The organism is Aeromicrobium sp. PFPM2_SD2 (assembly GCF_057364525.1).
Window position 1 is genome coordinate 1 of the sequence record NZ_JBNFNZ010000416.1, and the last position, 2,158, is coordinate 2,158.

3 protein-coding genes are annotated in these 2,158 nt (G+C 71.6%); all 3 read left to right on the forward strand.

Going from position 1 to position 2,158, the window contains the following annotated elements; all coding sequences use genetic code 11:
- The first annotated feature begins 103 nt into the window (after positions 1-103).
- The gene (locus AC2W7G_RS14450; RefSeq protein ID WP_485869052.1) at positions 104-238 is read left to right on the forward strand and encodes a hypothetical protein; all 135 of its coding nucleotides are present in this window, start codon (positions 104-106) and stop codon (positions 236-238) included.
- A gap of 172 nt (positions 239-410) precedes the next feature.
- Positions 411-869 (forward strand): MaoC family dehydratase, encoded by a 459-nt coding sequence (locus AC2W7G_RS14455; protein ID WP_485869053.1) that lies wholly within the window; start codon positions 411-413, stop codon positions 867-869.
- 1 nt (position 870) lies between these two features.
- Positions 871-2,091 (forward strand): acyl-CoA dehydrogenase family protein, encoded by a 1,221-nt coding sequence (locus AC2W7G_RS14460; RefSeq protein WP_485869054.1) that lies wholly within the window; start codon positions 871-873, stop codon positions 2,089-2,091.
- The last annotated feature ends 67 nt before the right edge of the window (positions 2,092-2,158 follow it).

Sequence of the window (2,158 nt, forward strand, 5' to 3'; positions counted from 1 at the left end):
GCCGGGGCCGCGACCCGCTGCCACCGTGCGGTACGGCGGCGGGGGCGGCGTTCGCGCTGCGTCGTCCAGGCGATGCGGGGCGCCTCGCGGGCGTTCCGTCGCCATGGACGCGCGGGGGTTCGCCGACGCCCACGAGCGCACCTGGGCCGAGCCGGCGACATGGACCCGCGTGGACCTCCTCGGCCTCGCCGTCGCCGCGCTGCTCGCGCTGCTCCCCGTCGTCCTGCACCTCACCTAGCGGCGGCTCCGCCGCGACGTGTGAAGGTATCGACCCCTCGAGGACGTCAGGCGGTCTGTTACTTCACACATCGCGCCGGAGGTGGGCTCGGGTGAGGGGACGCCTGGCGGGTGGCCCGGGTCACGGAGTAGGGTCGCTAAGCAAGCGCTTACCTCCGTCGGGAAGGACCCCCATGCCCCGCACCTTCGCGAGCCTCGACGAGTTCCGCTCCCACGTGGGCGAGGAGCTCGGCACCAGCGAGTGGATCACCGTCACCCAGGAGCAGATCGACACGTTCGCCGACGCGACCGGCGACCACCAGTGGATCCACGTCGACCCCGAGAAGGCGGCCCAGGGCCCGTTCGGCACGACGATCGCGCACGGCTACCTGACGCTGTCGCTGCTGCCGGTCATGGTCGGCGGCATCTACGAGGTGCAGAACCTCGCGATGGGCGTCAACTACGGCGCGAACAAGATCCGCTTCCCCGAGCCCGTCCCGGTCGACTCGCGCATCCGCGCGACGGCCACCCTCACCGACGTCACCGACATCACCATCGGCAGCCAGATCACGATGAAGGTCGTGGTCGAGCGCGAGGGCGCCAGCAAGCCGGCCTGCGTCGCCGAGGTCGTCTACGTCTACGCAGGAGCCTGACATGCACTTCGCCCACGACGAGCGGACGACCGAGCTGCTCGAGCGCGTCACCGCGTTCATCGACACCGAGGTCGTCCCGCGTGAGAAGGTCCTGCACGAGCAGGTCGCCGAGCTCGCCCGCACCGACTCCTGGGAGCGCCCGGCCGTCGTCGGCGAGCTCCAGGCCCTGGCCAGGCAGCAGGGGCTGTGGAACTTCTTCCTGCCCGGCGACGAGGGCGCCGGCCTGACGAACCTGCAGTACGCGCCGCTGGCCGAGGCCACCGGACGCTCGATCCAGCTGGCGCCGGCCGCGTTCAACTGCGCCGCGCCCGACACCGGCAACATGGAGGTGCTCGCCCAGTTCGGCACCGAGGAGCAGAAGAAGCAGTGGCTCGAGCCGCTGCTGGCCGGCGAGATCCGCTCGGCGTTCGCGATGACCGAGCCGGACGTCGCGTCGTCGGACGCGACCAACATCGCGCTGCGCATCGAGCGCGACGGCGACGAGTACGTCATCAACGGCCGCAAGTGGTGGATCACCGGGGCGATGAACCCCGACTGCGCCATCTTCATCGTGATGGGCAAGACCGACCCGGACGCCGAGCGGCACCGCCAGCAGTCGATGGTGCTCGTCCCGCGCGACACCCCGGGCCTGGAGGTCGTGCGCGGCATGCACGTGTTCGGCTACCAGGACCGCGACCACGGTGGCCACGCCGAGCTGCGCTTCACCGACGTCCGCGTGCCGGTCTCGAACGTCATCGGCGCCGAGGGGGCCGGGTTCGCGATCGCCCAGGCCCGGCTCGGGCCCGGCCGCATCCACCACTGCATGCGCTCGATCGGCCTGGCCGAGCGCGCCGTGGAGCTCATGTGCGAGCGCGCCTCGTCGCGCGTCGCCTTCGGCAAGCCGATCGCCGACCAGGGCGTCGTCCGGGACTGGATCGCCGAGTCGCGGGTGCGGCTCGAGCAGCTGCGCCTGCTCGTGCTCAAGACCGCCTGGCTCATGGACACCGTCGGCAACAAGGGCGCGCACACCGAGATCCAGGCGATCAAGATCGCGACGCCGCAGACGGTCGAGTGGATCCTCGACAAGGCCATCCAGGTGCACGGCGCCGGCGGCCTGAGCCAGGACTTCTGGCTGGCCGAGGCGTTCGCCGGCATCCGCACGCTGCGGTTCGCCGACGGGCCGGACGAGGTGCACAAGAACTCGCTCGCCAAGGCCGAGCTGCGTCGCCATGCGCGTCGCTGACGGCACCAGCGCGGTCGTCACGGCGCCGCGGGCGGCATCGCGCGGCGTCGCGCTGCTGGGCCTGCTC